Genomic DNA, 16,769 nt, shown 5'->3' with positions numbered 1-16,769 from the left:
GGACGAAAAGTGCGCAACGACGACGCCGACCCGGTGCTGGCGCGCCGCACGGCACTCGCGGTCCTCGGCGCCGGGCTGGCGGCCGGCTGCAGCACCTACGGCAGCGGCCCGGGCGGGACGGCGCCGGCCTCGGCGCCGGCCCCGGCTCCGGCGGCACCGAGCTCGGCGTGGCCGGGGACATCCCGGTCGGCGGCGGGAAGGTGTTCGCGGACAAGCAGGTGGTGGTGACGCAGCCGGCGGACCGGCGTCGAAGCCCCTGGACAGGAAGCCGATCACGGTCACCGGCGGCAAGATCGCACTGGCGTAGGTAATCCGGTCGCCCCGCGCCGGGCTCCTCTGGCACGATCGGGCGGGTGCGCCCGGTCGAGATCGCCTGCGACGAATCGGGCTCGGAGGGCGAGAACCTGCTCGGCGGCGAGACGGACGTCTTCGCCCACGCCGGCATCCGGATGCCCGGGCCCGACGCGGCCGCGTGCGTGCGCGAGATCCGGGCCCGCATCGGCTCGCCCGCGGAGGAGTACAAGGCCAACCACCTGCTCCGCGCCAAGCACCGGCCGGTCCTCGAATGGCTGCTCGCCCCGGACGGCCCGCTGGCCGGCCGCGGGCACGTGCACCTGACCGACAAGACGTTCTTCGCCGTGCGCGCGGCGGTGACGCTGCTGGCCGAGCCGGGCACGGAGGCGATGGCCCGGACCCTGCACCGCACGGGCCCGGCGGCGTTCGGCGCGGCCCGCTGGGAGTCGTTCCTGACGGCGTTCGTGAGCGTGCTGCGGCTCCGGCCGCGCCGCGGCGTGCCGACGTCACCGGAGGACTTCTTCGCCCTGGTGGCCGAGCTGGCGCGCGTCCCGGGTGAAGCGGGCGAGCTGGTCGCCCGCTTCCGCGGCGGCGCCGAGCGCGTGGCCGCGTACCGCGCCCGCCTGGCGACCGACCCGGGCCTGGTGCCGGTGCTGGACCCCCTGGTGCCGGCGGTGATCCACACCGTCCGCCACTGGAGCGCGAGCGGCACCCCGGTCGAGCTGGTCCACGACGAGCAGCTGGCCCTCACGGCCGAGCGCGTGCTCCAGCTCAAAGCGACGCTCGGCCCGCGCCTGGCGGGCGTGCGTTTCGTCGACTCCCGCGACGACGCCCGGGTCCAGATCGCCGACTTCCTGGCCGGCGTGGCACGCCGGATCGCCTCCGACGAGCGCAACGGCCGCGGTGATCCCGTGCTGACGACCCTGCTCAGGTCTTTTGTGGACGCGGACTCCGTCTGGGACGGGCCGGAGCGCGGCGCTCGATGACGCCGTCCGCCCCGCGTACCCTGGCGTGGGTGCGGACCCGGCCCACTCTCTCCTGGACGTCGACGGAGGCACCGCTGCCGCGGACCGCCGATCTCGACGAGCTGACCCGCGTCGTCGCGCGTGGGGGCGTTGCCGTGCTCAGCGGGGCCGGGCTGTCCACCGAATCCGGGATCCCCGACTACCGCGGTGAAAGCGGCAGCCTGCGCCGGCACACGCCGATGACCTACGACGAGTTCGTCACCAGCGCCGAAGGGCGGCAGCGGTACTGGGCCCGCAGCCACCTCGGGTGGCGCACCATCGCCCGCGCCGACCCCAACGACGGCCACCGCGCCGTGACGGCCCTGCGCGAAGGCGGGTACGTCGACGGCGTCATCACACAGAACGTCGACGGCCTGCACCAGGCGGCGGGCACCGCGGACGCCGTCGAGCTGCACGGCAGCCTGGACCGGGTCGTCTGCCTGGACTGCCGCCGCACCAGCCCGCGCGCCGAGCTCGACCGCCGGTTGCGGGCGGCCAACCCCGGCTTCACCGGCGCCGCCACCCGGATCAACCCGGACGGCGACGTCGAGCTGCCCGCCGACGTCGTGCGCCGGTTCCGGCCGGTCGCGTGCGAGGCCTGCGCGGGCGTCCTCAAGCCGGACGTCGTGTTCTTCGGCGAGAACGTGCCACGGCCGCGGGTCGAGCAGTGCTACCGGCTGGTCGACGAAGCGGCGGCGCTGCTCGTGCTCGGCTCCTCCCTGACCGTGATGTCCGGGCTGCGGTTCGTCCGCCACGCGGCGAACGCGGGCAAGCCGGTGGTGATCGTCAACCGCGGCGAGACCCGCGGCGACCGCTACGCCGCGGTGCGGGTCGACCGGCCGCTGGGGCCGGCGCTCACCGAGCTGGTCGGCCGGCTCGGGACCGCGTCACCGACGTGAACGAGCCGGTCCGGGCAAGTGGGGGGAACCTGGCCGGACCGGCTCTGGCGACGGACCTCCACAGCCGGTCGTCGCCTGCAAGACGCGGGGAGCGCCCCGGGCGTTACACCGGCTGCAACCCGTTCCAGGACCAGCGCGGCACGGCCAGCCCGGACGGCACCTCGCCGGGCGGCCCGGGATAGGTGAGCACCTCGGCCACCGCCCACTCCATGTAGGACCGCAGCGCGGCGCGGAACTCCGGGTCGGCGGGCAGGCCGGCGTCGTCCGCGGCCCGCACGAAGCAGGCCACGAACCGGCGGCCGAGGTCGCTCATGTCGCCGTTGCCGGCGTGCATCCGCAGCATCGCCGAATGGTCGCTGCACTCGCGGCTGAACCGCGGCGGGCCGCCCATCACCTCGGCCCAGTACCAGGCGAGCCGCTCGACGTGCCGCGGGTGCTGATCCTGCTTGGAGAACGGGTGGTTCAGCTCCGGATCGGCCAGGCAGCGCTCGTGGTGGGCGGCGGCCAGCGCGTGGAACGCGGGGTCGCCGCCGGCGAATTCGTACAGCGTCGGACGCACCCGCCGAGCCTGGCACGCCGAGGCAGCGGAAGCTAGCGCGCCCCGGCCGCCGCGCGCTCGGCGGCGGGGGAGAAGCCGCCGAGCGCGTCGACCGCCCGCCGGACGTCCTCGGTGACGAGGTCGTGGTTCAGCGCCCCGGCGGCGGCCGCGCCCTGGGCCGCGGCGATGATCACGGTCGCCCGCGCGTCGACGACGTTCCCCGCCGCCCACACGCCGGGCACGCCGGTCTTCCCGGACGGGTCGACGTCGCCTTCGACGTACCCGAGTCCGCGCAGCAGCTCGTCGTGCGGAACCGTCCGGCTGCGTAGGAACAGCGCCGCCCGCGGCACGAACCGCGGCCCGACCTCGACGCCGGTGAGACGGCCGTCCTCGCGCCGGACCGCGGTCACGACGCCCGGCACGACCCGGATCCCGCGCGCGTCGAGCCGGTCGCGGTCCTCTTCGGACAGCGGCGTGGTGTGCGCGAAGTAGACGACGTCCGGCGACCACTGGCGGACCAGCAGCGCGTGCTCGACGCTCGCGGGTTCGGTGCCGAGCACCCCGAGCGGCTGGTCGCGCACTTCGTAGCCGTGGCAGTAGGGGCAGGTCACCGCGTCGGTGCCCCAGCTTTCGCGCAGGCCGGGGATGTCCGGCAGGTCGTCGTGGACGCCGGTGGCGACGAGGACGCGCCGGGCGGTCAGCGCCCGGCCGCCCGCCAGCCGGGCGGTGAAGCCGTGTTCGAGGCTCAGCACGTGGTCTTCGAGGAGTTCCACGCCGTAGCCGCGGAGTTCCTCGCGGCCGATCCGCAGGAGCTCCGACGGCGGCAGGCCGTCGCGGGAGAGGAAGCCGTGCATGTGGGACGCCGGCGCGTTGCGTGGCGCGCCCCCGTCGACGACCGCGACGCGCCGCCGCGCCCGGCCGAGCATCAGGGCGGCGCTGAGTCCCGCGGCGCCGCCACCCACCACCAGGACGTCGAAGCTGTTGTTTTCGTTCATGCCGCCACCTTGAACCCGGCTTCGCGGATCCGACAACTTATGTTGCCGATTCCGGGACAAGCGGGTTTCCTGGAGGCATGACGGACGCGATCACCCAGGCCCTGGCCGAGGTCGGCCCCCGGCTCAAACGGGTCCGCACGCAGCGCCGGGTCACCCTCGCCGACCTGTCGGCGGCGACCGGCATCTCGAAGAGCACGCTGTCCCGGCTGGAGTCCGGCCAGCGGAAACCCAGCCTCGAGCTGCTGCTGCCGATCGCCAAAGCCCACCAGGTGCCGCTGGACGAACTGGTGGGCGCGCCCGAGGTCGGCGACCCGCGGGTCCGCATGACCGCGCGCCGCATCCCGCGGCACAACGGCGCGGCGATGACCGTGCTGCCGCTGACCCGCCAGCCGGGCGCGCCGCAGGCGTTCAAGATGATCCTCGAGCCCGAGACGGGCGAACCCGATCCCCAGGTCCACGAGGGGTACGAGTGGCTGTACGTCCTGTCGGGCCGGCTGCGCCTGATCCTGGCCGACCGGGACATGACGCTCGGGCCGGGCGAGGCGGCGGAGTTCGACACGCGCCTCCCGCACTGGTTCGGCGCGGTCGACGGCCGTCCGGCGGAGATCCTCAGCCTGTTCGGCAAGCAGGGCGAGCGGCTGCACCTGCGGGCGAAGTCGCGTTAGCCCAGGTCCCGCTGCATCAGCACGGTGTCGAGCCAGCGGTCCTGCTTGAACCCGACGCGGCGCAGCACGCCCGCGTCGGTGAAGCCGGCCGCGCGGTGGAGGTTGCGCGAAGCCGGGTTGCCGGAGTCGACGATGACCGCGATCGCCTGCCGCGCCCCGGCTTCCGCGCACCGCTTCAGCAGCTCGTCGAGCAGCCGGCGCCCGTGGCCCCGGCCCGCGGCCTCGGGCGCGAGGTAGATCGTCGTCTCGACCGAGTACCGGTACGCCGGCTTCGGCCGCCACGGCGTCGCCAGCGCGTAGCCGCGGATCTCGCCCTCCTCGGCGAGCACGAGGAAGGGCCAGGCGTTCTCGCGGATCTTCGCGCGCCACTCGGCCGCGGTCGGCGGAGTGGTCTCGAAGGTGAACACCGAGTCGGTGACGTACGGCGCGAAGACCGCGGCGATGCCCTCGGCGTCCGCCTCCATGGCTTCCTCTATAGTGGACATGGACGCTATTATAGAGGAATGATCGATCCGGCATCGCTCGGCCGCCACCTCCACGACCTGCGCGCGGGCCGCGGGCTGGCGTTGAGCGCACTGGCGGAGGCAGCGGGGGTCAGCGTCAGCATGCTGTCGGCCATCGAGCGCGGCGAGAAGACGCCGACGATCGTGGTGCTGTCCCGGATCGCCGACGGCCTCGGGCTGCCGGTGTCCCGGCTGCTGGCGGACCTGGAGACCGGCCGCGTGATCGTCCGCCGCGCGGCGGAGCAGGACCACATCGCCGAACCCGGCGGCTGGCACCGCACGGTGTTGACCCCGGTCGTCCCCGGCGTCAACTTCGAGTGGATCCGCACGACCCTCCCACCCGGCTGCGACGCGGGCGCGTTCCCGGCGTACGCACCGGGATCCCACGAGTTCGTCGCGGTCGAGTCGGGAGAGTTGTGTCTCGGTGTCGGCGACGCCGAGTACATCCTGGCGGCGGGGGATTCGGTGTACTTTCCCGCCGACGTCGGGCATTCCTACGCCAACCGCACCGGAAAGCCTTGCGTGTACTTCGTCGCGGCGTTGATCATGCGCTCCCGCTCGGCGGGGTGAGGCCGAGCGAGGAGATCGCCCCCGGCGAGCGCACCGGCCGGTTCCGGCTCGGCGGCGACCAGCCGGTGCTCGACGCCGACGGCCGCAGCCGCATCTCCGTCGAAGACGCGGCCGTGGCGCTGATCGACGAAGCCGAGCCGCCGCGGTTCGTCCAGCGCCGGTTCACCGCCGGCTACCAGGAAAATGGCGTGACACGGCCGAGCGGGCCGTGTCACCCTTCCGGTCATGTTCCCCGTGTCCGACAGCGCGACGCTCGCAGGCTTGTCCCTGCCGAGCGCCCTGCCGGCACGGCCGCTTCCGGTCGAACACAGCGGCGCTCGAAGCTGACCCTTCCCCGATTTCCCCCGCCCTGGGCGCGAAACCGCCGGGGGAGGGTCGACGCGCTCCGCCCGGTTTCGCGCATTCTCCTTTCCAGCGCAGGGAAAACCCATGACCAAGCAGCAGTACGTGCGGACCAAGCCGCACCTGAACATCGGCACGATGGGCCACGTCGACCACGGCAAGACCACCCTCACCGCCGCCATCACCAAGGTCCTCGCCGAACAAGGCGGGGCCAGCTACGTCGCCTTCGACCGCATCGACCGCGCGCCGGAGGAGATCGAGCGCGGCATCACCATCAACATCGCGCACGTCGAATACGAGACGCCGACCCGGCACTACGCGCACGTCGACATGCCCGGCCACGCCGACTACGTCAAGAACATGATCACCGGCGCGGCCCAGCTGGACGGCGCGGTGCTCGTGGTTTCGGCGCAGGACGGCGCGATGCCGCAGACCCGCGAGCACGTCGTGCTGGCGCGCCGGATCGGGGTCGAGCACCTCGTCGTCGCGCTCAACAAGGCCGACGTCGCCGAGGACGAGGAACTGCTCGACCTCGTCGAGCTCGAGGTGCGCGAACTGCTCACCCGCTACGGGTTCGACGGCGACGCCGTGCCCGTGGTCCGTGTGTCGGGGCTGCGCGCGCTCGAGGGCGACCCGCGGTGGACGCGGCGGATCCTCGACCTGCTCGCCGCCGTCGACGAGCACGTGCCGATCCCGCCGCGGCGGCTCGACCTGCCGTTCCTGATGCCGATCGAGAACGTCCTCACCATCACCGGCCGCGGCACCGTCGTGACCGGCGCGGTGGAGCAGGGCACCCTCGCGGTCGGCGACGCGGTCGAGGTGATCGGGCTCGGCCCGGCGGTGACCAGCGTGGCCACCGGGCTCGAGACGTTCGGCAAGCCGATGGACCGCGCCGAGGCCGGCGACAACGCCGCGGTGCTGCTGCGCGGGGTGAAGCGCGGCGAGGTCCGGCGCGGCCAGGTCGTCTGCCTGCCCGGCAGTGTCCGGCCGTACACGCGGTTCCGCGCGGACGTCCACGTGCTCTCGGCCGCCGAAGGGGGCAGGCGGACGCCGTTCGCGGCGAACTACCGGCCGCAGTTCCACTTCCGCACCAGCGACGTCGTCGGGGTGGTCGCCCTCGCCGAGGGTGTCGCCGTCGTCCGGCCGGGCGACGCCGCGGAGCTGACCGTCGAGCTGGGGCAGCCGGTCGCGATGAACCCGGGGCTGGGCTTCGCGATGCGCGAAGGCCGGCTGACGGTCGCCGCGGGCACCGTCCGCGAGGTGCTCGGCTGAAGATCGGGCTCGTCCCCGCCTGCGGGCGGGGACGAGCTTGACTCATCCGACCATTTGCTCTTAGCTGAAGACGCATTCCCGATCCGCCGTCGGAAGCGCAGGCTTCCGCCATGGCGAGATAAGGGAGTTCCCATGGGAAGAGCGTTGAGCCGCCGCCGTGCCGTCGTCTGGGGAGCCGCAGGCGCTGCCGGCGCGGCGCTGCCATTGGTCGGATCTCCGGCGGTCGCCGATGAGCTCGGAAGCCGCTTCTTCGACGTCACGAAGTTCGGAGCGAAAGGCGACGGCCGCACCCTCGACACGGCCGCGATCAACCGCGCGATCGACGCCGCCGCGGCCCGCGGCGGCACCGTGTACTTCCCGGCCGGGCGGTACGCGAGCTACTCGATCCACCTCAAGAGCAACATCGCGCTGTACCTGGCGGCCAACGCGACGATCCTCGGCGCAGCCCCGGCCGGCGGCCGGGGGTACGACGCCGCCGAACCGGGCGCGGGCAACCCGTACCAGGACTTCGGGCACAGCCACTGGCACAACAGCCTGATCTGGGGCGAAAACCTCGAGAACGTCACCATCGAGGGACCCGGCACGATCGACGGCCAGGGCCTGGTCGCCGGCGGCAGCGCGGAATCGGCACCGCTGGCCGGGAACAAGGCGATCGCGCTCAAGTGGTGCCGCAACGTCGCGATCCGCGACATCACGATCGTCAACGGCGGCCACTTCGGCATCCTCCCCACCGGCGTCGACAACTTCCGCATCGACGGCGTGGTGATCGACACCAACCGCGACGGCATCAACATCGACTGCTGCAAGAACGTCCGGATCGCCAACACGACCGTGAACTCCCCGAACGACGACGCCATCGTGCTCAAGAGCTCCTACGCGCTCAACCAGGTGCGCGACACCGAAAACGTCACCATCGACAACTGCTTCGTCAGCGGGTACGACCTCGGCACGCTCGTCGGCGGGACGTTCAAGACGGCAGGCTACGGCCGCACCGGCCGCGTCAAGTTCGGCACCGAATCCAACGGCGGCTTCCGCAACATCGCGATCTCCAACGTGGTCTTCGAGCACTGCCGCGGCCTGGCACTGGAAACCGTCGACGGCGGGTGGCTCGAGGACGTCACCATCAGCAACCTGACCATGCGCAACGTCCAGATGCCGCTGTTCCTCCGGCTGGGCGCGCGGCTGCGCGGGCCGGCGGGCCGCCCGGCCGGGTTCCTGCGCCGGGTGAGCATCAGCGACGTCACGACGATCGACGCGGACCCGCGCTACCCGTCGTGTTTCGCGGGGATCCCGGGCCACCCGATCGAAGACGTCAAGCTGAGCGGCATCCGCCACCACCTGGCGGGCGGCCTGACCCCGGGCGACGCGGTGCCGAACCCGCCGGAGCTGGAAACGGCCTACCCCGAGCCGTCGATGTTCGGCACCCTCCCGGCGTACGGCTTCTTCGTCCGCCACGCCCGCGGGATCAGCTGGGACAACGTGGACGTCCGCTTCGGCAAGCCGGACACGCGCCCGGCGTACGTCCTGCGGGACGTGACCGACGCCGACGTGCACCACTGCCGCGCGGACAAGGTGGCGGGCACGCCGACGTTCGTGCTCGACGACGTGACCGACTTCCGGGTGAGCGACGGCCGTCCGGTGCCCGAGGCGCGGGTCGACCACGCGGATCACCAGGAGCTGTAAGGGATTCCGCCCGGGTCCCGCGCCGCCGCGGGACCCGGGCGGTCAGCGGCCGCGCAGTTTCGGCCGGGCCAGGCCCACCACGGAAACGGCGATCAGCGCCACGGCGGCCACCGCCGCGATCACCGTCAGGACGGGCGCCCGGCCCTCGGTGCCGGTCAGGGTGAGGATGCTCGAGACGAGCAGGATCGCCCCCACGCCCAGGTAGAGCCAGCACAGCGAAACCGTGGCGGGGATGAAGTGCCAACGCCGGTCGGCCATCGCAACCTCCTCGATCGGGTGCTTCTCCGAACTGCCCCGATCCCGAGTCGATCAAACCGGCGGGAATCCGCCATGACCCGGGATCGCGATCAAGCCGTCGCAAACCTGCCGGCCACGACGATCCGCCGCCGGTTCACTGGGCCTCATGAACGCCCCCGCACCCCGCTGGCCCGCCGTCTTCGCCGTCACCGTCGGGATCTTCGCCATCGTCACCACCGAAATCCTGCCGATCGGGCTGCTGACGCCGATCGCGGCCGGCTTCGGCGTCTCGGCCGGGACCGCCGTCTGGACCATGACCGTGCCCGGCTTCGTCGCCGCCGTCGCCGCGCCGGTCGTCACGGTCGCCGCCGGCCGGCTCGACCGGCGGCTGGTGCTCGGCGGGCTGCTGGTCCTGCTCGCGCTCGCGGGGTTCCTCGCCGCCGCCGCGCCCGCGTTCTGGGTGCTGCTGGCCGCCCGGTTCCTCGTCGGCGTCGTCATCGGCGGCTTCTGGTCGATCGGCGCCGGCCTGGCGCCCCGGCTCGTCGGGACGGCGGCCGCCGCCCGCGCGACCTCGGTGATCTTCGCCGCCGTGCCGCTGGGTTCGGTGCTGGGCGTCCCGCTCGGCACCCTCGTCGGGCAGCTCGCGGGCTGGCGGACGGCGTTCGGCGTGCTCGGCGTGCTGAGCCTCGGGACGGCGGCCGCCCTCGTTGCCCTCGCCCCGCCGTTGCCGCCCGAAGCAGCCACGCGGCTGAACGTCCTGAGTGGACTGCTGCGGCGCCGCGGTGTCCGAAGTGGACTTCTGGTGACCTTTCTGGTCGTCCTGGCCCACTTCGGCACCTACACCTACGTCACGCCGCTGCTGCGGGACGTCGTCCGGCCCGAGGTGCTCAGCGGCTACCTGCTGGCCTACGGCGCGGCCGGGATCGTGGGCACCTTCCTGGCCGGGCGGTACCGGGCCGGCTTCGCGCTCGCGGCGGCGGTGATCGCGGCCGCCGCGAGCGTCCTGCCGCACACCGGGCCGATCGGTGCGCTCGTGACCCTCGTGGCGTGGGGCGTGGCCTACGGCGCGGTGCCGGTGTACTCCCAGGCCTGGTTCGCCCGCGAAGCACCGGACGCGCCCGAAGCGGCCACCGTGCTGTTCACGGCGTCCTTCCAGGCCACGATCTCGGCTGGGGCGCTGGCCGGCGGCCTCGTGGTGGACGCCGTGTCGGTGCCGGCCGTGATGACCTGCGGGGGAGTGGCCGCCGCCGTCGCCGCGCTCGGCATCCTCGGCGCCGGCCGCCGTTCGCCCGAGCGGGCGTTCCGGTGAACGGAACGTCCGGCTGTCGCCCGCCCGCGCCGCGGTGCGACGGTCGGACCATGGCTCCCGTGATGGCGGCGATCGTCGGCCCCGGCAACATCGGCACCGATTTGCTGGCGAAGCTGCGACGCAGTGAAGTGATCGAAGTCGGCTACGTGGTCGGCGTGGTCGAGTCGGACGGCCTCGAGCGTGCCCGCGCGCAGGGGATCGCGGCCTCCGCGGAGGGCGTCGACTGGCTGCTGCGCCAGGACCCCCTGCCGGAACTGGTGTTCGAGGCGACGTCGGCGAAGGCGCACGCCGCGAACGCCCCGCGGTACGAGGCGGCCGGCATCCAGGCGATCGACCTGACCCCGGCGCACCTGGGCCCGATGGTGTGCCCGCCGGTGAACCTCGGCATGCACCTCGACGCCCCCAACGTCTCGATGATCACCTGCGGCGGCCAGGCGACGATCCCGATGGTGCACGCCGTTTCCCGGGTGGTCCCGGTGCCGTACGCGGAGATCGTCGCTTCGGTGGCTTCCCGCAGCGCCGGGCTGGGGACGCGGGCGAACATCGACGAGTTCACGCGCACGACGTCGCAGGCGGTCGCCGAGATCGGCGGGGCCGGGCGCGGCAAGGCGATCATCATCCTCAACCCGGTCGAGCCGCCGATGATCATGCGGGACACGGTGTTCTGCGCGATCCCGGCCGACGCCGACCGCGACGCGATCACCGCCTCGATCCACGCAATGGCCGCCGACGTCCGCGAGTACGTGCCGGGGTACACGCTCCGGGCGGATCCGCAGTTCGACGACGCGCGGGAGGACTGGGACGGCAACGCGCGGGTCGGGATCTTCCTGGAGGTCCGCGGCAACGGCGACTACCTGCCCGAGTACGCCGGGAACCTCGACATCATGACCGCCGCGGCCGCCCGGGTCGGCGAGCTCATGGCGGGCGCGAAGCAGGAGGTGTCGGCATGACCCGACCGGAGCTGCGCCACGACGTCCGGATCGTTGACACGACCCTGCGCGACGGCAGCCACGCGATGGCCCACCGCTTCACCGAGCAGCAGGTGCGGGACACCGTGCGCGCGCTCGACCGGGCGGGCGTCGAGGTCATCGAGGTGACCCACGGCGACGGCCTCGGCGGCTCGTCGTTCACCTACGGCTTCTCCGCCGTCGACGAGCTGAAGCTCATCGCCGCGGCGCGCGAAGAGGCGAAGCAGGCGAAGATCGCGGTACTGCTGGTGCCCGGCATCGGCACCGCCGAGGACCTGCAGCGGGCCTTCGACGCGGGTGCGGAGATGGTCCGGGTGGCGACGCACTGCACCGAAGCCGACGTCTCGCCGCAGCACTTCGGGCTGGCGCGGGAGCTCGGCATGGAGACCGCCGGGTTCCTCATGATGGCGCACCGGACGCCGCCGGAGGACCTGGCGAAGCAGGCCCGGATCATGGTCGACGCGGGCTGCCAGGCGGCGTACGTGACCGACTCGGCGGGCGCGCTGCTGATGCACGAGGCCCGCGCCCGCTTCGAAGCGCTGGTCGCCGAGGTCGGCGACACGGCGTGGGTCGGCTACCACGGGCACCAGAACCTCTCGCTCGGCGTCGCCAACTCGGTCCTGGCCTACGAAGCGGGCGTCCGGTACATCGACGGCTCGCTGTGCGCGCTCGGCGCGGGCGCCGGCAACTCGCCGACGGAGGTACTGGCGGCGGTGTTCGACCGACTGGACGTCGACACGGGCCTGGACGTCGGGGGCCTGCTGGACGCGGCCGAGGAGGTCGTCCGCCCGTACCTGCACCGCTGGCCGAAGATGGACCGGAACGCGATCGTCCAGGGCTGGGCGGGGGTGTATTCGAGCTTCCTGCTGCACGCCGAGCGCGCGGCGGAGCGCTACGGCGTTCCGGCGCAGGCGATCCTGCGCCGATGCGGCGAGCTGGCGCTGGTGGGCGGCCAGGAGGACATGATCATCGACGTGGCGGTGCAACTGGCCGCGGAGAAGTGAGCAACCGAACCCCGGGTTCGGGCGTGGGAAGGGCATGGAGACCGATCCCACCCTGGACGACGCGCACGACATCCCCTGGCCGGTGCGCCGCCGCCTGCTGCGCACGGGCCCGATCCGGCGGGCGTGGTGGTTGCAGCGCGTTCCGGCGGTGTTCGTGGACGTCGTGCTGCACTTCCTGGTCGCGGCCGTGGCCGCCGCGGTGGTCGACCCGGGTTCGGGGGTCGCCTACACGATCACGTTGTTCGTGGTCTACATCGCGACCTCCTTCGTGCACCGCGTGTTCCTGCAGCGGTGGTGGGGCGCCACGATCGGCAGGCTGCTCGTCGGCCTGCGCTGCGCGGACCCGAGAACGGGCCGGGCGCCGACCCTGCGACGGCTGGCTTTCGGCTGGCTGTACGGCCTGTTGGCGACGGTGGCCGAGGCGCTCCCTTAGCCGGCGAACCGGTCCAGCGCGGCGAGCAGCCAGGCCCGCTTGACGTCACTGGCGCCGTGCCCGGACCGGTCGTCGACGAGGAGTTCGGCGCCCGGCCAGGCCTCGGCCAGCTCCCACGCCGTCGTCACCGGGCAGCTGAGGTCGAGCCGGCCGTGGATGAGCACGCCGGGGATGCCCGCCAGCCGCCCGGCGTCGCGGATCACCGCCCCCTCCTCGAGCCAGCCGGCGTGCGCGTAGTAGTGCGTGGTGAGCCGGACGAACGCCAGCAGCGCGTCGTCCGGCGGTCCACTGTGGACTTCGGTGGTGGCGCTCGGTTCCAGCGAGAGAACCGTTCTCTCCCAGGCATCCCACGCGAGGGCCGCGCGGTCGCGCTGGTCCGGGTCGGCCATCAGCCGGGCGTAGGCGGACACGACGTCGTCGTCCCCGGCGACGTCCCGGAAGCGCTGCCACGCTTCCGGGAAGAAGCGGCCGGCCCCGCGGTACAGCCAGTCGAGCTCCGACCGGCGGGTCGTGCTGATCGAGCTGACCACGATCTCCGTCACGCGGTGCGGGAAGCGCTCGGCGTACACCAGCGCCAGCGTCGCGCCCCACGAGCCACCCCGCACCAGCCAGCGTTCGATGCCGAGGTGCTCCCGCAGCCGTTCGAGGTCGGCGACGAGGTGGTCCGTGGTGTTGTGCCGCAACGACGTCGCGGGGTCGGCGGCGTGCGGACGGCTCCGGCCGCAGCCGCGCTGGTCCAGCAGGACGACGTGGTAGCGGGCCGGGTCGAACGCCCGCCGGATGCCCGGTGCGCAGCCCTGGCCGGGCCCGCCGTGCAGCACCACCGCCGGCTTGCCGTCCGGGTTGCCGCAGGTCTCCCAGTACACCTGGTGGCCGTCGCCGACGTCCAGCATGCCGTGGTCGTAGGGCTCGATCGGCGGGTGGAGGTCGATCACCCGCCCATCCTGTCAGGCGGGTGTGCCGAACCACCTGTGCATGGCCGCTTCGAGGTCGGCCGTCGAACCGTCTTCGCGTGCCCAGCCGATGTGGCCGTCCGGCCGGACGAGCACGCCCGTCAGGGCCGGCTCGCTGTCGCACTTCGCCGTCAGCACGTTCACGCGCCCCGCCCAGCCGCTCGCCGTCTCGCGCAAACCCGCGTCGTCGGCGAGGTCGAGCAGGAGCGCCTTGCCGTCGTGGAGGTGTTCGCCGAGCCTGCTGCCGTCGGCGAAGGCGAAGTCGGGCGCGGCGCGGCCGGTGAGGTCGTGCTCGCCCTCGATCGGGTAGCGGTGCAGGACGCCGGAGAGCTTCTTCGCGAGGTACGTCGCGCCGTCGCCGGTGTGCAGCAGGTCGCCGACGACCCGGCGCAGCGCCTGGGTCCGCACGTCGGCGCGCATCAGCGCGACCTGCGCCCGGGTCCACTCGAGGACCCACTCGCCGATCGGGTGCCGTTCGGTCGTGTAGGTGTCGAGCAGGCCGTCGGGCGCCCAGCCGTGGACGGTCGCGGCGAGCTTCCAGCCCAGGTTGACGGCGTCGCCGATGCCGAGGTTGAGGCCCTGCCCGCCGAAGGGGGAGTGGACGTGCGCCGCGTCCCCGGCCAGCAGCACGCGGCCCCGGCGGTACGTGCTCGCCTGCCGGGCGTTGTCGGTGAAGCGCGTCGCGCTGTGGAGCTTGGTCACCCGGACGTCCGCGCCGGACACGCGCCGGAAGCTGTCTTCGATCTCCTGCGCGGTGACCGGCGCGTCCCGGTCCTCGGGCGGCCCGTCGAACTCGACGGTGAGCACCCGCCCGGGCGTCGGGCCGTGGACGTAGAGACCGCCGGGGCCGTGCTGCCACCCGGCGGGCAGCGCGTCGGCGCCGGTGAGCTCGGTGAGCGCCTGCCGTCCGGTGATGGCGGGATCGGTGCCGGGGAACGCGAAGCCGGCCTGCTTGCGGACGAAGCTGCGTCCCCCGTCGGCCCCCACGAGCCAGCCGGCGCGCACGGTTTCCCGGTCGCCGAGGTGCACGGTCACGCCGTCGTCGTCGGCGTCGAACCCGGTGAACTCGACCCCGCGCCGGATCTCGACGCCCAGTTCGGCGGCCCGCCCGGCGAGGATCGCCTCGACGGCCTGCTGCTGGATGACGACCACCCGGGCGGCGGGCCCGACGTCCCGGAAGGCCGGGTCGGCGAAGTCGACGCCGTCCGAGGTGACCATGATCCCGGCGAAGTGCCCCACCGGCACGGCCTTCGGGCCACCCCCGCGTGATTCGAGGAACTTCTGGATCTGCGCGAAGTTCTGCTGCACGACGGCGTCCATCGCGGGCAGCAGGCCCCGGCGGTAGAAGGCTTCGGCCGTGGTCAGGTTGACCGACCCGGCCTTGATCGTCTGGTCCGGCTCGGGCAGCCGTTCGACGACGAGCACGTCCACGCCCGCCAGTCGCAGTTCGCAGGCCAGCATCAAGCCGACCGGTCCGCCCCCGGAGATCACCACATCTCTGTTCATGGCTTCGATGATGCCCAGAAAGTTTTACCGAGTCAAACTTTGGGGTCGGTCTATACTCGGCGCATGGCGGATCCCGGACTGCGCGAGCGGAAGAAGCAGGCCACCCGCCTGCTGATCTCCAACGTGGCCACCGGCCTCTTCGTCGAGCGAGGCTTCGAGGAGGTGACGGTGGCGGAGATCGCCGAGGCGGCGGGCGTGTCGAAGATGACGGTGTTCAACTACTTCCCCCGCAAGGAGGACCTGTTCCTGGACCGCCACGCGGAGCGCCTGGCCGAGCTGACATCGGTGGTCCGCAACCGCCCGGCCGGCGTCTCGCCGTGTGAGGCGCTACGCCGCCACCAGCACGCCTTGCTGGAATCGGGCCACCCCCTGTCCGGAGCCATCCCCGGCGGCCCCGGATTCTGGTGGGTGCTGACCTCGAGCCCGGCCCTGACGGCCCGCTGGTACGAGCAGGAACGCGAGATCGCGGAGGCGTTCACCGAGGTGCTGACGGCGGAGACGGGTTCACCGTTCCGGTCGCGCATGGCGGCGGGCCTGCTGACGACGGCGATCACAACGGTGTTCGCCCACGCGATCGGCCGCATCGTGGCAGGCGAAGAGGCGGACGTGGTCCGACGCGAGCAGGCCGCGGTGATCGACGAGGCGTTCGACCTGGTGGAACACGGGGTGCGCGGCTTTCCCGCCGCGGGGGACTGACGGCGCGAGCCTCAGCGCAGCGATTCCTTCGCGGCCCGGGCCACCGCCTCGGCCACCGCGGCCAGGGCGGGGGAGTCCAGCTTCCACTGCTGCCAGTGCAGCGGGACGTCGACGGGGCGGTCCGGGGCCAGGTCCACCAGTGCGTCTCCGCGCGGGCCCGCCTGGAGCTCCGGGACCATGCCCCAGCCGAGGCCGGCCGCCACGGCGTCCGCGAACGACTCCGAGGCCGGGATGTGGTGGCGGACCATCGTGAAGGTGCGGCGGCGGGTGAGGGCGCGGAGGAAGCGGTCCTGGAGGTCGTCCTTGCGATCGAAGACGATCACCGGGGCTGCCGGGAGGGTGGCCGTCAGGGGCGCGTCGGCGAGGTGGCGGGCGATGAACCCGGGGGATGCCATGGCGCGGTAGCGCATGCGGCCGAGGCGGTGAGACGTACAGCCCTGGACGGGCTGGGGTGACGCCGTCACCGCCGCCATGACCAGGCCCTCGCGCAGCAGGGTCGCCGTGTGATCCTCGTCTTCGCGCTGGAGGTCGAAGCAGACGTCCTGGTCTTCGGCGATGCCGGTCAGTGCCGGCAGGAACCAGGTGGCCAGGGAGTCCGCGTTGACCGCGATCGACAGGGTGCGCGTGCCCGCCGCGCCGAGGCCCAGTTCGGCCAGGGCGTCCTGCTCGAGCTGGGCCAGTGATCGGGCGAAGCGCACCAGGACCTGACCGGATGCGGTCAGCTGGATCGGCTTGGTGCGGAGCAGCAGGACCCGGCCGGTCCGCTGCTCCAGGGCCTTCACCCGCTGGCTGACCGCGGACGGCGTCACGTGCAGCACCGCCGCCGCGGCGTCGAAACTTTGCTCGTCCACTACGGCGAGCAGCGTTTTGACCTGGTCGAGCGGGAGATCCGACATCA

Annotated in this window: 20 protein-coding genes; 12 read left to right on the top strand and 8 right to left on the bottom strand. The window is 73.0% G+C overall.

Annotated elements, in window-relative coordinates; genetic code table 11:
- Window positions 1-9: 9 nt before the first annotated feature.
- The 3 genes from BLW76_RS28675 (at window position 10) to BLW76_RS28665 (ending at window position 2,197) form a co-directional block, all read left to right on the top strand.
- Window positions 10-228 (top strand): hypothetical protein, encoded by a 219-nt coding sequence (locus tag BLW76_RS28675; RefSeq protein ID WP_244170346.1) that lies wholly within the window; start codon window positions 10-12, stop codon window positions 226-228.
- 125 nt (window positions 229-353) lie between these two features.
- Window positions 354-1,280: a DUF3800 domain-containing protein gene (locus tag BLW76_RS48785; RefSeq protein ID WP_167384766.1), complete on the top strand. Its 927-nt coding sequence runs from the start codon at window positions 354-356 to the stop codon at window positions 1,278-1,280.
- A 29-nt stretch (window positions 1,281-1,309) separates the two neighbouring features.
- A complete protein-coding gene (locus BLW76_RS28665) occupies window positions 1,310-2,197 on the top strand; it encodes an NAD-dependent protein deacetylase (RefSeq protein WP_091319971.1) in 888 nt (295 codons plus the stop codon).
- Window positions 2,198-2,300: 103 nt separating this feature from the next.
- Here BLW76_RS28665 and BLW76_RS28660 read toward each other — a convergent pair whose 3' ends face one another.
- Window positions 2,301-2,756: a group II truncated hemoglobin gene (locus BLW76_RS28660; protein ID WP_091313060.1), complete on the bottom strand. Its 456-nt coding sequence runs from the start codon at window positions 2,754-2,756 to the stop codon at window positions 2,301-2,303.
- Window positions 2,757-2,788: 32 nt separating this feature from the next.
- Window positions 2,789-3,730, bottom strand: coding sequence for an NAD(P)/FAD-dependent oxidoreductase (locus BLW76_RS28655; protein WP_091313057.1), 942 nt, complete (start codon window positions 3,728-3,730; stop codon window positions 2,789-2,791).
- A 77-nt stretch (window positions 3,731-3,807) separates the two neighbouring features.
- On the opposite strand from BLW76_RS28655, the gene BLW76_RS28650 reads away from it, so the two are divergent.
- Window positions 3,808-4,395 carry a helix-turn-helix domain-containing protein gene (locus BLW76_RS28650; protein ID WP_091313054.1) on the top strand — a complete coding sequence of 196 codons (588 nt, stop codon included), beginning with the start codon at window positions 3,808-3,810 and terminating at the stop codon, window positions 4,393-4,395.
- Here BLW76_RS28650 and BLW76_RS28645 read toward each other — a convergent pair.
- Window positions 4,392-4,880 (bottom strand): GNAT family N-acetyltransferase, encoded by a 489-nt coding sequence (locus tag BLW76_RS28645; protein WP_091313052.1) that lies wholly within the window; start codon window positions 4,878-4,880, stop codon window positions 4,392-4,394. The two genes, BLW76_RS28650 and BLW76_RS28645, sit on opposite strands and share 4 nt — an antisense overlap.
- Before the next feature lie 18 nt (window positions 4,881-4,898).
- Here BLW76_RS28645 and BLW76_RS28640 point away from each other — a divergent pair, with 18 nt between their 5' ends.
- A complete protein-coding gene (locus BLW76_RS28640) occupies window positions 4,899-5,468 on the top strand; it encodes a helix-turn-helix domain-containing protein (protein WP_091313049.1) in 570 nt (189 codons plus the stop codon).
- Here BLW76_RS28640 and BLW76_RS48780 read toward each other — a convergent pair.
- Window positions 5,443-5,634 (bottom strand): hypothetical protein, encoded by a 192-nt coding sequence (locus BLW76_RS48780; protein WP_167384765.1) that lies wholly within the window; start codon window positions 5,632-5,634, stop codon window positions 5,443-5,445. The genes BLW76_RS28640 and BLW76_RS48780 overlap by 26 nt on opposite strands.
- A 263-nt stretch (window positions 5,635-5,897) precedes the next feature.
- Here BLW76_RS48780 and tuf point away from each other — a divergent pair, with 263 nt between their 5' ends.
- Both tuf and BLW76_RS28625 read left to right on the top strand, forming a co-directional pair.
- Window positions 5,898-7,082, top strand: a complete 1,185-nt coding sequence (tuf, locus tag BLW76_RS28630) for an elongation factor Tu (RefSeq protein ID WP_091313047.1) — start codon at window positions 5,898-5,900, stop codon at window positions 7,080-7,082.
- A gap of 204 nt (window positions 7,083-7,286) precedes the next feature.
- Entirely contained in the window at window positions 7,287-8,765 is a 1,479-nt protein-coding gene (locus tag BLW76_RS28625; RefSeq protein ID WP_091313044.1) for a rhamnogalacturonidase, read from the top strand.
- Between the two features lie 42 nt (window positions 8,766-8,807).
- On the opposite strand, the gene BLW76_RS28620 is transcribed toward BLW76_RS28625, so the two are convergent.
- Window positions 8,808-9,023, bottom strand: a complete 216-nt coding sequence (locus BLW76_RS28620; RefSeq protein ID WP_091313042.1) for a hypothetical protein — start codon at window positions 9,021-9,023, stop codon at window positions 8,808-8,810.
- A 145-nt stretch (window positions 9,024-9,168) separates the two neighbouring features.
- Between BLW76_RS28620 and BLW76_RS28615 the strand changes: the two genes are divergently transcribed.
- Genes BLW76_RS28615 through BLW76_RS28600 form a run of 4 tightly spaced genes read left to right on the top strand, consistent with a single transcriptional unit; the run spans window position 9,169 to window position 12,716 of the window.
- On the top strand, window positions 9,169-10,311 hold the full coding sequence (locus tag BLW76_RS28615; RefSeq protein ID WP_091313040.1) for an MFS transporter: 1,143 nt from the start codon (window positions 9,169-9,171) through the stop codon (window positions 10,309-10,311).
- Between the two features lie 50 nt (window positions 10,312-10,361).
- Window positions 10,362-11,261 (top strand): acetaldehyde dehydrogenase (acetylating), encoded by a 900-nt coding sequence (locus BLW76_RS28610; protein WP_091313037.1) that lies wholly within the window; start codon window positions 10,362-10,364, stop codon window positions 11,259-11,261.
- Complete coding sequence (gene dmpG, locus BLW76_RS28605; RefSeq protein WP_091313033.1) at window positions 11,258-12,283, top strand: 4-hydroxy-2-oxovalerate aldolase; 1,026 nt, start codon at window positions 11,258-11,260, stop codon at window positions 12,281-12,283. The genes BLW76_RS28610 and dmpG overlap by 4 nt, the downstream gene beginning before the upstream one ends.
- Window positions 12,284-12,317: 34 nt before the next feature.
- On the top strand, window positions 12,318-12,716 hold the full coding sequence (locus tag BLW76_RS28600) for an RDD family protein (protein ID WP_091313029.1): 399 nt from the start codon (window positions 12,318-12,320) through the stop codon (window positions 12,714-12,716).
- Here the strand turns inward: BLW76_RS28600 and pip are convergent.
- Together pip and BLW76_RS28590 are read right to left on the bottom strand one after the other, a co-directional pair.
- A complete protein-coding gene (gene pip, locus BLW76_RS28595; protein ID WP_091313025.1) occupies window positions 12,713-13,651 on the bottom strand; it encodes a prolyl aminopeptidase in 939 nt (312 codons plus the stop codon). The two genes, BLW76_RS28600 and pip, sit on opposite strands and share 4 nt — an antisense overlap.
- A gap of 12 nt (window positions 13,652-13,663) precedes the next feature.
- Complete coding sequence (locus tag BLW76_RS28590) at window positions 13,664-15,175, bottom strand: FAD-dependent monooxygenase (protein WP_091313020.1); 1,512 nt, start codon at window positions 15,173-15,175, stop codon at window positions 13,664-13,666.
- 63 nt (window positions 15,176-15,238) lie between these two features.
- Here BLW76_RS28590 and BLW76_RS28585 point away from each other — a divergent pair, with 63 nt between their 5' ends.
- Window positions 15,239-15,871 carry a TetR/AcrR family transcriptional regulator gene (locus BLW76_RS28585; RefSeq protein WP_091313016.1) on the top strand — a complete coding sequence of 211 codons (633 nt, stop codon included), beginning with the start codon at window positions 15,239-15,241 and terminating at the stop codon, window positions 15,869-15,871.
- A gap of 11 nt (window positions 15,872-15,882) precedes the next feature.
- Here the strand turns inward: BLW76_RS28585 and BLW76_RS28580 are convergent, their stop codons facing one another.
- Window positions 15,883-16,767: a LysR family transcriptional regulator ArgP gene (locus BLW76_RS28580; RefSeq protein WP_208613570.1), complete on the bottom strand. Its 885-nt coding sequence runs from the start codon at window positions 16,765-16,767 to the stop codon at window positions 15,883-15,885.
- Window positions 16,768-16,769 lie beyond the last annotated feature (2 nt).

Source organism: Amycolatopsis tolypomycina, from assembly GCF_900105945.1.
Lineage (GTDB): Bacteria > Actinomycetota > Actinomycetes > Mycobacteriales > Pseudonocardiaceae > Amycolatopsis > Amycolatopsis tolypomycina.
Note: the sequence above shows the minus strand (reverse complement) of the source record. Positions and strands in the feature narration are given on the sequence as shown.

Excerpts from the sequence above, each read along its gene's own strand:
- tuf (WP_091313047.1), top strand. The coding sequence starts at position 5,898 with ATGACCAAGCAGCAGTACGTGCGGACCAAGCCGCACCTGAACATCGGC.
- BLW76_RS28615 (WP_091313040.1), top strand. The coding sequence starts at position 9,169 with ATGAACGCCCCCGCACCCCGCTGGCCCGCCGTCTTCGCCGTCACCGTC.
- BLW76_RS28640 (WP_091313049.1), top strand. The coding sequence starts at position 4,899 with ATGATCGATCCGGCATCGCTCGGCCGCCACCTCCACGACCTGCGCGCG.
- BLW76_RS28600 (WP_091313029.1), top strand. The coding sequence starts at position 12,318 with ATGGAGACCGATCCCACCCTGGACGACGCGCACGACATCCCCTGGCCG.
- BLW76_RS28650 (WP_091313054.1), top strand. The coding sequence starts at position 3,808 with ATGACGGACGCGATCACCCAGGCCCTGGCCGAGGTCGGCCCCCGGCTC.
- BLW76_RS28590 (WP_091313020.1), bottom strand. The coding sequence starts at position 15,175 with ATGAACAGAGATGTGGTGATCTCCGGGGGCGGACCGGTCGGCTTGATG.
- BLW76_RS28585 (WP_091313016.1), top strand. The coding sequence starts at position 15,239 with ATGGCGGATCCCGGACTGCGCGAGCGGAAGAAGCAGGCCACCCGCCTG.
- BLW76_RS28645 (WP_091313052.1), bottom strand. The coding sequence starts at position 4,880 with ATGTCCACTATAGAGGAAGCCATGGAGGCGGACGCCGAGGGCATCGCC.
- dmpG (WP_091313033.1), top strand. The coding sequence starts at position 11,258 with ATGACCCGACCGGAGCTGCGCCACGACGTCCGGATCGTTGACACGACC.
- BLW76_RS28655 (WP_091313057.1), bottom strand. The coding sequence starts at position 3,730 with ATGAACGAAAACAACAGCTTCGACGTCCTGGTGGTGGGTGGCGGCGCC.
- BLW76_RS28580 (WP_208613570.1), bottom strand. The coding sequence starts at position 16,767 with ATGTCGGATCTCCCGCTCGACCAGGTCAAAACGCTGCTCGCCGTAGTG.
- BLW76_RS28610 (WP_091313037.1), top strand. The coding sequence starts at position 10,362 with ATGGCTCCCGTGATGGCGGCGATCGTCGGCCCCGGCAACATCGGCACC.
- BLW76_RS28620 (WP_091313042.1), bottom strand. The coding sequence starts at position 9,023 with ATGGCCGACCGGCGTTGGCACTTCATCCCCGCCACGGTTTCGCTGTGC.